General features: G+C 58.6%; 9 protein-coding genes and 1 tRNA gene. 4 read left to right on the top strand and 6 right to left on the bottom strand.

What is annotated here, in order from left to right:
• Positions 1-24: 24 nt before the first annotated feature.
• Positions 25-1,698 carry an NAD-dependent malic enzyme gene (locus CKROP_RS02660; RefSeq protein WP_012731199.1) on the bottom strand — a complete coding sequence of 558 codons (1,674 nt, stop codon included), beginning with the start codon at positions 1,696-1,698 and terminating at the stop codon, positions 25-27.
• Between the two features lie 496 nt (positions 1,699-2,194).
• Here CKROP_RS02660 and CKROP_RS11645 point away from each other — a divergent pair, with 496 nt between their 5' ends.
• Positions 2,195-2,542 (top strand): hypothetical protein, encoded by a 348-nt coding sequence (locus tag CKROP_RS11645; RefSeq protein WP_237698435.1) that lies wholly within the window; start codon positions 2,195-2,197, stop codon positions 2,540-2,542.
• Positions 2,543-2,561: 19 nt separating this feature from the next.
• Here the strand turns inward: CKROP_RS11645 and pth are convergent, their stop codons facing one another.
• From pth to CKROP_RS02690, 5 genes are all read right to left on the bottom strand, one after another.
• A complete protein-coding gene (gene pth, locus CKROP_RS02670; RefSeq protein ID WP_012731201.1) occupies positions 2,562-3,230 on the bottom strand; it encodes an aminoacyl-tRNA hydrolase in 669 nt (222 codons plus the stop codon).
• A 21-nt stretch (positions 3,231-3,251) separates the two neighbouring features.
• A complete protein-coding gene (locus tag CKROP_RS02675; RefSeq protein ID WP_012731202.1) occupies positions 3,252-3,908 on the bottom strand; it encodes a 50S ribosomal protein L25/general stress protein Ctc in 657 nt (218 codons plus the stop codon).
• 380 nt (positions 3,909-4,288) lie between these two features.
• Entirely contained in the window at positions 4,289-5,257 is a 969-nt protein-coding gene (locus CKROP_RS02680; protein WP_041629161.1) for a ribose-phosphate diphosphokinase, read from the bottom strand.
• Between the two features lie 120 nt (positions 5,258-5,377).
• The gene (gene glmU / locus CKROP_RS02685) at positions 5,378-6,904 is read right to left on the bottom strand and encodes a bifunctional UDP-N-acetylglucosamine diphosphorylase/glucosamine-1-phosphate N-acetyltransferase GlmU (protein WP_041628763.1); all 1,527 of its coding nucleotides are present in this window, start codon (positions 6,902-6,904) and stop codon (positions 5,378-5,380) included.
• Positions 6,905-6,945: 41 nt separating this feature from the next.
• Positions 6,946-7,020 (bottom strand) — tRNA-Gln (locus CKROP_RS02690).
• A gap of 245 nt (positions 7,021-7,265) precedes the next feature.
• Here CKROP_RS02690 and CKROP_RS02695 point away from each other — a divergent pair.
• The 3 genes from CKROP_RS02695 to CKROP_RS11650 are packed head-to-tail and all read left to right on the top strand — an operon-like array spanning position 7,266 to position 13,208.
• A complete protein-coding gene (locus CKROP_RS02695) occupies positions 7,266-8,195 on the top strand; it encodes a TetR/AcrR family transcriptional regulator (RefSeq protein ID WP_052292337.1) in 930 nt (309 codons plus the stop codon).
• Between the two features lie 45 nt (positions 8,196-8,240).
• Complete coding sequence (mfd, locus tag CKROP_RS02700; RefSeq protein ID WP_012731206.1) at positions 8,241-12,086, top strand: transcription-repair coupling factor; 3,846 nt, start codon at positions 8,241-8,243, stop codon at positions 12,084-12,086.
• Between the two features lie 9 nt (positions 12,087-12,095).
• On the top strand, positions 12,096-13,208 hold the full coding sequence (locus tag CKROP_RS11650) for a MazG nucleotide pyrophosphohydrolase domain-containing protein (RefSeq protein WP_012731207.1): 1,113 nt from the start codon (positions 12,096-12,098) through the stop codon (positions 13,206-13,208).
• The last annotated feature ends 29 nt before the right edge of the window (positions 13,209-13,237 follow it).

Raw genomic sequence — 13,237 nt, forward strand, 5'->3', positions numbered from 1 at the left:
TCCCCGTCGGCTATCCCTCGTCGTCTATTTCTTGTCACCCTCGTGTTCCGTGGCTAGCTCGTCCGGATACTCCGGCCACCACATCGCGAGACGAACCGCCTCAACAACATTGTCGGGCTCATTTTGCGCAACACCGGACTCGACCGCTTCACGGATCACGGCTTCCGCAACCCGAGCCGACGATGCCCGCAGATTCTCGACCGGCGGCAGGATAGGCGCACCAAGCTGGGAGGCGTCCACCTGCTTGGCAACCGCCGAGGCCGCAGCCAGCAGCATTCCGTCGGTCACACGATCTGCTCGTGACACGATGACACCCAACCCGAGGCCTGGGTACAGCAACGCATTGTTGCCCTGGCCAAATTCGTAGGTGACGTCGTTGTACTCGAAGTCGTCAACGGGGATCCCCGCCGCGACAAGAGCGCGCCCATCTGACCACTTCACGACGTCGGCAGGCATCGCTTCAATGCGCGAGGTTGGGTTAGACAACGGCAGCACGATGGGCCGGTCGCAGTGTTTCGCCATCTCCTGGATCACAGGTTCGGTAAATGCCCCGTGGTCAGTCGAGGTGCCGATGAGGATGGTGGGCTGGGCATGGCGAACCACATCGAGCAACCCGATTTTCCCATCTTTCCCGCCCCAGTCTTTCACTTCCGACGCAGGTCGCGCATAAGTTTGCTGGTAATCCGGGAGGTTATCCATGTCATCGGTGACCAACCCGTTGACGTCGATCAGCCAGATCCGCCGTGTCGCTTCTTCCTCGCTCAAACCGTCGCGAATCATTCCGGCGCGAATCTGGTCTGCCATACCTGTGCCCGCTGTTCCCGCACCATAAACGACGAGACGCTGGTCAGCGAACGTGGTGTTGTTTGCCTTCATCCCCGCCATGACCGCGGCGGTGACAATAGCCCCTGTGCCTTGCATGTCATCGTTAAAGATGCGGTAGCTGTCGGCATTGTCGCGAAGAATACGGCGCGCATTTGACGGGCCGAAGTCCTCAAAGTGTAGGAGCGCGTTCGGGAACATATCGCTCGCGACGCGCAAGTACTCGGAAATCAGGTTGTCGTAGCGCTCGCCACGGACGCGTGCGTGACGATTCCCCAGATAGAAGGGCGAATTGAGGAGGTCCTCATTATCAGTACCGACGTCGAGGTTGACCGCGATCACGCGCGAGGGGTCGCCGCCCGCAGCAGCGGTGTAGATGGCCAGTTTTCCGATGGCGATATCGGTTCCGTTGACTCCCCAGTCGCCGATGCCCAGGATTTCTTCGGCATCGGAGCAGACGATGAGGTCGACGTCGTCGGGCCCAAGTCCCAGGGTTTCGAAGCTTTCGCGGATTTCGTCGACACGATCGATGGAGAGATATACAGCGTGTGAGCGGCGGTAGTCCTGTGACCAGTTTTCAATCGCGTCGCCGATGGTGGGGTCGTACACGATGGGGAGGAGCTCTTTGAGGTGGTCAACGAGGAGTTTGAAATAGACGGTCTCGTTACGGCCGTGCAGTTCGTCTAAGTAATGATATTTGTTGAGGTTGTTTTCGAATTGGCTTAATTGCTGATAGCAGCGCTGTGCCTGAGATTCGAGGGTTTCCACTCCCGACGGTAGCCGGCCGGTGAGTCCAAGTTTCTTACGCTCTTCATATGTATATGCGGTACCGCGGTTCATATGCGGATCGGTGATCGCATTGGGACGAATGGACAAGGGCTGTCTCCTCGCTAATAACTGTTTGATGATTGGAAAGATGGGTTGCCCAGGGATATTGGTGCGCCCCAGGGCCTTGTAGAAGGACAGGCGAAAGTATTTCGGTTTACGCCATGCTCTTTCGTTCTCATCCTAGAGACGTTTTGCTGAGAATTCCGCTGAGAATTTCCGGGGAAAAGGGTGGGAGAGGACAGCGTGCGTTGGGCCAGTGACCCCATGAAGGGCGCAACCAACCTTTAAGAACAATTGCCGACAAGAATAGGGGGATCAACGTTCACCCCCAATTCTTACAGAGGCTACTGTCCCGGTGTTATGGTTAGGGCTGAGAGCACAAGGGAAACCTCACAGCGATCAGCCTAACCAGCCCAAACTGGAGGAATAAGGCTGAAATGTGAAGGTAGGTAATTAGTCTCAAGAGGTCATCATTGTGGGTAAGCGAAAAAAGCGCACGTCACGCCAGCGTGCAGTCAGTGCTTACTCATACTCTTCAGCAGATGTGACCATCCGACGCCCATGTGATGCCGATTCGGGGTGCGACGGAGAACGAAAACCGTGCCCATTTCGTGATGCGGAAGCAGCCTACGAGGCGCAGTATTACGCCCGGTTGGAAGCACGCAAGAAGGGCGTGCTCTTCAATGAGACACCGTCGGCGATGGGGGCCACCGCGCTGCATAAAGAAGTAGCGAAATGCCTGGAAAAAGGGCCAAAGAAGAAGTGCTGTCACTCGTCGCCGCGGTGTATGCGGTGCCCGTATGTCTTCGCGCAGTTACGCAAGGTCGATACCGCGGAGTTGGACGACGATAACCTCAAGCGGACGCTTCAGAAATTGAGGAATCGCAGGTAACGCCAGCGTGGCCTAGCGCCTAGCGCCCGTGAATCGTGTTCTGGGCATACTCCAACCCGCGGGTTGCCAGCAGCTCCACGGCGTCCGCAGCAGTAGAACACATCAGATCCACATCGACGGATTCCCGCGTCGAAAACTTTTTTAAGACAAAGTCTGCGGGGGACATACGTCCAGGTGGGCGGCCAATTCCTAATCGCACCCGGAGATAATCTTTCGTCCCCAAGGCTTTGGTGATATCCCTCAGCCCGTTATGGCCGCCTTCGCCACCGCCCCGTTTAAGACGAACTGTCCCGAAATCGAGGTCGAGGTCGTCGTGGAGAACAATGACGTTCTGGGGAGAAATGTGGAAGAAGCGAGCCAAGGCAGAGGTCGGCCCACCCGAGAGGTTCATATATGACCGCGGACGGCCCAGAATAAGGGAGACAGACGAACCATTCGGGCCTGACAGCGACATCTCCGCCGAATCCGTGTTCGTTTTCTTGTGCGTCGATAAAGTCACGGGGACGGGGAGTGCGCGGGACGCCACCTCGTCGAGGGCCATCTGGCCAATATTGTGGCGAGTGCCCTCGTATTGAGAGCCGGGATTGCCCAGCCCGATCACCAGGAATGACTGTGAGTCAGTGCCCCGGCTTCCGGCCGAACTACGCCGCGACGCGCTCCCGCCGCGTGATTGAGACGTTGAAAACATACCCACGGAAAACGGTCTGAATTACTCTTCGGACTCGCCCTCTTCGGACTCGCCCTCAGCCTCGGTGGCCTCGCCTTCGGCCTCTTCAGCCTCGGTGCTTTCCTCGTTGTCAGAGTCGGTGTCGGCAACCTCAGGAACGACCACGTTAACGATCAACGTCTCCGGATCAGAGATCAACGTCGTGTTGGCCGGCATCTGGACGTCGCCAGCGGTGATCTGGGTACCAACTTCCAGACCCTCAACATCAATGGTGATTTCTTCCGGAATGGACAGAACGTCGGCTTCGACGTCGATAACGTCGACATCCTGCATGAGCATGGCACCCGGAGCAACCTCGCCCTCGGTAACAACCGGAACCTCAACCTCAACCTTTTCGCCGCGGCGAATAGCCAGGAGGTCAGCGTGGTCGGCGTCGAGCGTGAGGACGTTCTGGTCGACGGCCTTCACCATGGTCAGGTGCTTTTCGCCGTCAACGTTGAGGTCGACGATGGCGTTGGCGCCGTGGTTACGCAGAACTGCGTGGAATTCGATGGAGTCCACCGAAATGTGGATGGGCGCGTCGAGTTCTTTGCCGTAGATCACGGCAGGGATGCGGCCTGCGCGACGCAGACGCCGGGAAGCGCCTTTGCCAAATTCGTGACGGGGCAATGCTTCAAGGTCGGTAATGTTTGTTGCCACAATAATCTCCAATCATCAGCGATGAACGAGCAGAAAGGAACGTAGTGTAGGAATATCTGCGCGTCTGTCGCCCCGGAGAGAGAATCACGCAGAAAAAGCGGAATGGTTTCGCAGTGGGAACCATTGCATACCAGTGGGCTGGCTTCGCCGAGCCGTGTGTATGCCGCTGTAGATTTTCATCGCGTCGATAACGGGGCCCTGTACTTGTGCACAGTTCTTGTGTGTGCACGGTTACGGGCCGCCCTCGCCGAGACATACCGGCCCAGGATAGCAAGATTGGCCGGAGGAACCAAACGTTCGTCCGGCCGAGAACCTCGCTCATCGGGTAGCGACGATGCGAGGCAAGTAGCGACAACGTAGTCAGCGCCGACGGGGGTCGCTTACTCGAAGAGGTTGGTGACGGATCCGTTTTCGAAGATCTCGTGAATGGTCTTTGCCAACAGCGGGGCAATCGATAGAACCGTGAGGTTGTCCCAGTGATCCGTGTTTTGCGGCAGCGTATCGGTGGTAATCACTTCGCGCGCACCACATTCGGACAGGCGCTCGCGAGCCGGATCAGAGAACACACCGTGGGTCGTGGCGATAATGACGTCATTCGCGCCAGCTTCACGGAGCACCTTGACAGCGCCTGCAATGGTTCCGCCAGTGTCGATCATGTCGTCGAGCAGCACACAGGTTCGGCCGGACACGTCACCGACAACACGGTTGGACGTAATCTTGTTCGCGACGTCAATGTCGCGGGTCTTGTGGACGAAGGCGAGGGGTGCGTTACCCAGGACCTGTGCCCACTTTTCGGCCACCTTGACACGACCTGCGTCGGGGGAGACCACAACGATGTTCGACGTGTCGTAGTTGGCCTTGACGTAATCCGTGAGGATCGGCATAGCGTGCATGTGATCAACAGGACCGTCGAAGAATCCCTGGATCTGGTCCGTGTGGAGGTCCACAGACACAATACGATCTGCCCCGGCAGACTTCAAGAGGTCTGCAACCAGGCGAGCGGAAATCGGCTCGCGGCCACGGTGCTTCTTATCCTGGCGGGCATAGGGGTAGAAGGGGAGAATTGCTGTGATGCGCTTTGCAGATCCACGCTTAAGCGCGTCGATCATAATGAGCTGTTCCATCAGCCACTTGTTCAGCGGCTGCGGGTGGGACTGCAAGACGAAAGCATCGCAACCGCGGACGGATTCCTCGAAGCGAACGAAGATCTCGCCATTGGCGAAGTCGCGGGCGGTGGTGGGGGTGAGCTCGATACCTAGTTCTTTGGCGACTTGCTCTCCCAGAGCGGGGTGGGCACGCCCAGAGAAGAGCATGAGGTTTTTCTGGTTTTCCGTCCAGTGTGAATTCACGGTATGCCTTTCTGTGTTGACCACGGTGATCACGTTTATCGGCAGTCAGAGTGGAAATCTGATTAACCCTGCAGGCATGGGATAGTGGGACTCACCAACTATCCCCGGCACTTAGTGATACTACGTCCTATTAGTCCGCGAGTTGTCAGATGGTGCCGAATTGCTGGGGGCTTTACCTGTGCTTTCGGGGGTACCGGCGGCCTCTGCCGCGCGCGCTGCTGCAGTTCCCGGGCGTTTCTTAGCCACCCACCCTTCGATGACCCGCTGCCGGGCACCCGGGACAACCAGCGCACCAGCGGGAACGTCGTCGGTAATCACCGTTCCCGCCCCGGAATAGGCGCCATCGCCCACGGTCACAGGCGCAACGAAGGTGGTATCAGAGCCTGTCCTGACGTGGGACCCGACGGTCGTGTGGTGCTTGTTCACCCCGTCATAGTTCGCGAACACCGAGGAGCATCCGATATTCGAATACTCGCCGATGGTGGCGTCGCCAACATAAGTGAGGTGCGGAACCTTCGTACCACGGCCGATGGTGGCATTCTTGGTCTCGACGTAGGTCCCGATCTTCCCCTCGTCGCCCAAGTGAGTTCCGGGGCGTAGGTAGGAGAACGGACCGACGTGGGCATTGCTGCCAATGGTGGAATCGGAACCGTGCGAGCGGACAACTTGAGTTCCCGAACCAACGGTGACATTAGTGAGGGTGGTATCGGGTCCGATCTCCGCGTTGTCCTCAATATGTGTTGTACCGTGAAGTTGAGTCCCCGGATGAATGGTGACATCACGTCCGATAGTGACATCGACATCAATCCACGTGGATTCGGGATCGATGATGGTGGCCCCGTTGCGCATATGCTGCTCGCAAATATGCCGGTTGAGCACCCGCCCGGCGGCAGCTAGCTGGACGCGATCATTCACACCGGCCAATTCTGCGGGATCATGGGCCATGTGCCCGCGGGCAATGAGCCCTTCGTTCCGGGCAATGCCAAGCACGTCGGTCAAGTACATCTCGCCCTGGGCATTGTTCGTGTCCAACTTGCCCAATGAGCTGCGCAACACGTCGGCATCGAACGCGAAGACGCCGGTGTTCACTTCTTTGATTCGACGCTGGTCCTCGGTGGCGTCTTTTTCCTCGACGATCGCTGTTACTTCGCCATCGGCATTGCGGATGATGCGCCCATAGCCCGTCGGTGTCGGCGCTTCCACGGTAAGCACGGTCACGGCTGCTGCCGGTGCATGGGTGTGGGCGTTGACCAGCGAATCGAGCGTCGAGGACGACAGGAGAGGAACGTCGGCATTCGTGACGACGACTGTCCCCGTGAAGCCAGCTAATTCATCGCTGTCCATGCCGCACATGACGGCGTGACCGGTGCCGTTCTGTTGCTCCTGATGAGCCAAGGCGACGCCAGACGTCGTCGAGGTTTCTTCTTGCCAGGCTTCAACAGCCTGCGCGACGAGTTCCTTCTGATGGCCGACAACGACCACGAGGTGGTCGGGGTTCAACCCCTTCGCTGCATACAAAGAATGGGAGAGTAGTGAGCGCCCCCCAATCTGATGAAGCATTTTTGGGGTATCTGACTTCATTCGGGTGCCAGCCCCTGCGGCCAAAACAATGACTGCAACTGGGGTAGTACTCACGGACTCTCCCATCGTTTATGAGTATTCGGGTGATAGATCCGATCATATAGTTGTGGCTCTCCCGCCAGGACTCGAACCTAGAACGGCTGGACCAAAACCAGCTGTGTTGCCTATTACACCACGGGAGAAAACACAGGAGGACGATGTCCGTCGCTGCGGCGCCTTACTCTACCCGACGAGCCGCCCAAAGTGCCATTTCCCCTGAACAACACACCAACAAACCCATGCTCCCTTCCGTGCAGCCCCGCGATCAGGTGCGATTTAAGTGCGATTATTGTGCAGCCATCGTTCCAGGTCCGCGTCTCGTTTCCTCGTGTTCTACATTTTTCTAGCACTACGACAACGTGGGGTACGTTCCAGATATCCTGAAGACATGACACGTCAACGTATGTCGGCAGCAGAACGTCGCTCCCAATTGATCGCTATGAGTAGGCCTGTCTTTGCTGAAAAAGGCATTGAAGGTACTAGCGTCGAAGAGCTCGCTGCGCGCGCCGGTGTGTCCAAGCCCGTCATTTATGAACATTTTGGTGGGAAAGAGGGGCTCTACCAGGCAGTTATCGACGAAGATATGGTCGCTCTCGACCGCACTATCGACGAAGCACTCGTTCAGGGGCGGTCGCGTATCCGAATTGAACGGGCGGTCTACGCGGTCCTGGATTTCGCGGAGAAAAATGAGGAAGGTTTCCGGATTCTCGCTCGCGATGGAGCTGTTGTGGGGGCTGTGGGGAGATCTTCGCAGTCGAAGGCGGCATCGCATCATGGGAAGTCGGCGGAGGATCACTCGTCGGCTGAGGACGGTGTCCATTCCACTTTGCTCGGCCTTTCGGTGAATCGCGCGTCCCATATTCTTGCCGACGCTTTTAAACGGAATGGTTTAGATGAGCGTCTGGCGGAGCTCTATGCCCAGGGCATGATGGGGTGCGTCGCGATGGTGGCGCAGTGGTGGACCGTCAACTCGATGGGCGTCGGGAGTGAAAGCAGTGCGAACAGCGTCGGCAGTGAAAAAGGTGGAGCCGCAGGAAGCGGTAGTGATGGCGATAGCGACAGCGATAACACACACGTGTTTCCCAAGGACGCGGTTGCTGCTCACATCGTGAACCTCATGTGGAATGGCCTCGCGGGAATGGAGAAGGACCCGATCCTCCATGAGGACGTCGAGGGAGAGGCCGGCCAGCAAGGTGTCAGACTCGGTGCTGGTAAGGATGCCGATCCGGCCGAGGTGTACAGGCAACAGCAGCGGGACGCGGAGCAGTCCAGTTCGTCCACCTCAGAGGGCCAGGATTCGGACGAGACCGACGACTAGTATCCGCGACACTCCGCCGCAAGGTTCCCCATTACAATCAGCCTCATGACGCACACCTCTGCACAGACTCCCATGCCCCCATCCGATGCGTCCGCGTCCGACGCTGCTCGTGCGGCAGTGCGCAAACCTGAAGGGAAGGACGCGTCGGAAGGATTGGGCTGGCCACCCTTGGCCGGGGTGGTGCAGTTGGCGCTGCAATCGCCGAAACTCCAAGGAGTCCTGGCCTCAGTGGGGGAGCCGCGGCTGCACATCTCAGCCATCGACGAGGCACGGTCGTGGGTGGCCAGGGCAATCGCCGAAAAATCTGTCGTTGTCATCGTGACCGCGACCAGCCGCGAAGCCCAGGATCTCACTGCAGAATTGCGCGACATGATGGGCGATGCCGTCGCCATGTTCCCCGCCTGGGAAACGCTCCCGCATGAGCGTTTGTCGCCCGGTTCGGAAACAGTAGGTGCCCGGTTAAAGGTGCTTCGCCGCCTTGCTCACCCCCATGACATCCCCGGTGAGCAGCCAATTCGCATTGTCGTTGCCCCGGCGCGGTCGTTCATCCAGCCCATCATGAAGGGCCTGGGGGAGCGCGAACCGATCATCCTCGCGGAGGACACCGATGTCACGGGGATCGCCACTCGTTTAGCCGAGATGGGTTATCAGCACGTGGATCTCGTCGGCAAGCGGGGGGAATTCGCCGTTCGCGGTGGTGTGGTGGATATTTTCCCCTCCACGGCCGAGCTCCCGGTGCGCGCCGAATTGTGGGGTGACGAGATTTCCGATTTGCGTGCGTTTTCGGTGGGGGACCAGCGAACTATCGAGAATTTTGATCCAGGTGCCGTGCCTGTTTACCCGTGCCGTGAACTTCGTATCGACGACGCCGTCCGCGCCCGCGCCGAGAAAATGGCACGCACCCACGCATCGAATGCCACGCTTGCGGACGCATTGACGAAGATCAGCGAAGGTGTCGCCGTTGAGGGGATGGAGTCCCTCATTCCTGTGCTTTTCGACGGTCCGATGGTGACGCTTCCTGAGGAAGTGGCCGCCGCAGATCCGTCGGTGACGACCACGGTACTGGTGATGTCGCCGGAGAAAGTACAGCGCCGGGCCGACGACTTGATTGCCACCGGCAAAGAGTTTGTCAAAGCCGGGTGGGAGGCTGCCGCGATGGGGGCGGAGTCACCGATTGACACCGCTGCGCTGGCGGAAGCTGAGGACGGCAACGATGATCTGAACGTGGACCAGAGCGCATATCGCTCCCTGGGTGCCATGGAGAAGACGGCGGAACACCACGGTTTGTCCTGGTGGACGTGTGCTCCTCCGGGGTTCTTAGGCAGCGCGGAGGCATCGTCCACCCTAGAGTTGGATTTCTCCACCGGGCCTCAGCCCAAGGGGAAACCGGGCGACGTGGAGAAAGCGATGTCGGAGCTTCACGACCACGTGGCACACGGTGGCCGGCTCGTGTTTACGGCACTCACCCCCGCTTCCGCACAACGCATGAGCGGTCGTTTCCGTGAGGCCGGAATCGGTGTGACGCCCGATGCGGATCCCCAGAATCCGTCCGCGCCGGGTAAAGCCACTGTTATTCGGGCAGTGTTGCACGGGGGCTTAGTCATCCCGCACGTTGATGACGCCCGGCCCCTGCTCGTCGTCGCCGAAACCGACTTCACCGGTAACCGCATCGTTGCTTATGGCGATGGCCGTCGTCGGCCATGGCGTAAACGCAACCGCGTCGACCCGCTCTCGCTCAACCCGGGCGATCTCGTCGTCCATGAGACTCATGGCATCGGCCGATTCGTGAAAATGCAGGAGCGCACCGTCGGCAAGGGTGCTGACGCGACCCGTCGGGAATACATGGTCCTGGAATATGCCCCGTCGAAGCGAGGCGGTGCAGCCGACCACCTTTACGTTCCTATGGACAGTCTGGATTTGCTCTCGCGGTATGTCGGCGGTGAAAACCCGTCGCTATCGAAAATGGGCGGATCCGATTGGAAAAACACCAAGAAGAAAGCGCGCGCCGCGGTTCGCGATATAGCCGCCGACCTCGTGCAACTCTATGCCAAGCGCCAAGCCGCGCCGGGTTACGCGTTCTCACCGGACACCCCGTGGCAGCGGGAAATGGAGGATAATTTCCCGTTCACGGAAACGGAAGACCAGTACAACGCCATCGAAGCGGTCAAAGAGGATATGGAGAAGCCCGTCCCCATGGACCGCGTGATTGTGGGCGACGTGGGATACGGCAAAACCGAGGTCGCCGTCCGTGCCGCATTCAAGGCTGTTCAGGACGGCAAACAGGTGGTTCTCCTTGTTCCTACGACGTTGCTGGCGCAGCAGCATTTCGCGACCTTCAGCGAGCGCATGGAAGGTTTCCCCATCACGATCCGCCAGCTGTCCCGCTTCACCACGCCGAAGCAGGCCCGCGAAGTCCTGACCGGGCTTGCCGAGGGGCAGGTCGACATCGTGATCGGTACTCACCGCCTGCTGCAGACAGGGGTGCAGTGGAAGAACTTAGGCCTCGTTATTGTCGACGAGGAACAGCGTTTCGGTGTGGAACACAAGGAGCACATCAAGGCGCTGCGTTCCCACGTCGACATGTTGACAATGTCCGCGACACCTATTCCCCGCACGTTGGAGATGTCGATGGCGGGAATTCGCGATATGTCGACGATCCTCACCCCGCCGGAAGATCGCCACCCCGTGTTGACCTATGTGGGTGTGCAAGAGGATAAGCAGATCGCGGCGGCTATTCGTCGTGAGCTGTTGCGCGATGGCCAGGTGTTTTATGTGCACAACCGTGTGCGTTCTATCGAACAGGTCGCGCAACATATTCGTGAGCTTGTTCCGGAAGCGCGCGTGGTCGTGGCACATGGGCAGATGAATGAGGATCAGCTGGAGAACACTGTCGAAGGGTTCTGGGACCGCGAGTACGACGTGTTGGTCTGCACGACGATCGTCGAAACGGGATTGGATATTTCGAATGCCAACACGCTGATCGTCGAGAATGCCCACCACATGGGATTGGCCCAGCTGCACCAGCTTCGTGGTCGCGTCGGCCGGTCGCGCGAACGAGGCTATGCCTATTTCTTGTATCCTCCGTCGCAAACATTGACCGAAACGTCCTATGACCGTTTATCGACGATTGCGCAGAACAATGATCTCGGCGCCGGGATGGCCGTCGCCATGAAAGACCTTGAAATGCGCGGGGCCGGCAATGTGTTGGGCGCTGAGCAGTCGGGCCACATCGCTGGCGTCGGCTTTGACCTCTATGTCCGCCTCGTTGGTGAGGCCGTCGAGGCGTTCAAAGCGATGGCCGACGGCAAGCCAATCGACGGAAGCGATAAAGAGAATAAGGAAACGCGCATTGATATCAACGTCGATGCACACATTCCGACCAGTTATATCGCCTCTGAACGGTTACGTTTGGCCGCGTACCGGGACCTCGCTCAAGCGAAGAACGAAGAGGCCTTGCAGAATGTCCGCGCGGAATTGGTGGATAGGTATGGCCAGCCACCACAGGAAATTGACCGGCTGCTCGCCGTCGCCCGGTTACGCATGGTCTGCCGCGAATGTGGCGTGACCGATGTTGTGGCAACCGGCGCGAACAAGGCCGCTATTTCGTTCTCGCCGATTGAACTGCCCGATTCAGGGCGAGTGCGTTTGGGCCGGCTGTACCCCGGTGCGCAATACCGTGCCACAACCCATAATGTTGTGGTTCCAGCGCCCAAGAAAGGGCGGGGTATTCGGGCCCAAGCCGTCAAAGATGAGGAATTGTTGCAGTGGTGTGCGGACGTGATGACGTCGTTGCTGGGTAAGCCGCACCGGGAGGTTGCTTCTGGTGTGCAGCCGGACACTGCTGGGGGCAAGAGTCACCAAAAGAATTCCACTAAAAGTAAGGTCCGTTAATATATAGCCATGTCTGTCATTGTCCTCGATCCTCGTTTTCCTGGCATGCTGCCCGTCGACGCTGTTTCTCTGGTGGGCAATGACGTGTGCTACACCGAAGAAGTCCCAGTCCGCATCCGTTGGGTGATTGCCGATCTAGGCGGCCATGTGGTGGATGACACCGACACATTGATCACCACTGATCCCTATAACGAATGGGTGCGCGAGAGGCTCCACAGTGGTGACCAGCTGTTAGTAGCGCCCTCCTTGTATTTCCAACGACGGCCGGACCGCGCGCTGGCTTCGGGCTCGTCGAATAATGCGCTGAGCTCTGGTGCTTCGGGCGAGTTGGAGGGGATTGAGGCGGAGAATCCGGCGGCGTATCCGGATTATGACTTCGCATTGAAAGCAATTCCGCAGTTGACAGATGGTGCGGAGACGTCGGAAGAAGCGTACGCAGAGGATTCGTCGGCAGAGGATTCGTCGGCAGGGGAGTCCGATTATCCTTCTGACCAACGCAACGGGGGAGACCAGGACGGTACGGGGAGCGCCGGTGCCGGTGTGATTCACGGGACCGCTGTCGTGGGCGATGGTGCCGATGGCGAAACCGCTGACGACGAAAACACTGGTGGCATCGACGAAACCACCGAATCAGGCGACGCTTCCAGTCCGAGCCAAAGTGAGATCCCGGAGGCTGTTCTCAACGAGATCGAAGAGGCCATTGCGGTGATGTCGCGTGCGTTGCACCAAGGGGAGTGGGAGCAGAGCCAAAGCCATCAGTCTCTGCTTGCCTATCTGCGTGAGGAAGTTGAGGAGTTAGCCCAGTCCATCGATACGTGGCAGGCCGGGGATCTGGCGTCGGAAAAGCGGCTGTGTGATGAGCTGTCGGATATCTTCTTGCAGGTTCTTTTCCATGCGGAGATAGCTAACCGACGCGGCGCTTTCGATATTGGGCACGTTGCGGCGTCGTTTGTTCATAAGATGCGGACGCGCGCTCCCTATCTGTTCGAGGAGACGGAGCGTCCAGTTGGCCTGGATGAGCAGAATCGTTTGTGGGAGGAAGGGAAACGACGTGAGCAGTCAGCTGCCGATGAGTCGTGGTCGGCTCCGGCTTCTCACGAGGACCCCGGTTCGTCGTCATAACGCCGTTATCTCACCGAATCGGAGTCTGT

The sequence above is a fragment of the Corynebacterium kroppenstedtii DSM 44385 genome (genome assembly GCF_000023145.1).
Classification (GTDB): domain Bacteria; phylum Actinomycetota; class Actinomycetes; order Mycobacteriales; family Mycobacteriaceae; genus Corynebacterium; species Corynebacterium kroppenstedtii.

Excerpts from the sequence above, each read along its gene's own strand:
- pth (WP_012731201.1), bottom strand. The coding sequence starts at position 3,230 with ATGTTTTCAACGTCTCAATCACGCGGCGGGAGCGCGTCGCGGCGTAGT.
- glmU (WP_041628763.1), bottom strand. The coding sequence starts at position 6,904 with ATGGGAGAGTCCGTGAGTACTACCCCAGTTGCAGTCATTGTTTTGGCC.
- CKROP_RS02695 (WP_052292337.1), top strand. The coding sequence starts at position 7,266 with ATGACACGTCAACGTATGTCGGCAGCAGAACGTCGCTCCCAATTGATC.
- mfd (WP_012731206.1), top strand. The coding sequence starts at position 8,241 with ATGACGCACACCTCTGCACAGACTCCCATGCCCCCATCCGATGCGTCC.
- CKROP_RS11650 (WP_012731207.1), top strand. The coding sequence starts at position 12,096 with ATGTCTGTCATTGTCCTCGATCCTCGTTTTCCTGGCATGCTGCCCGTC.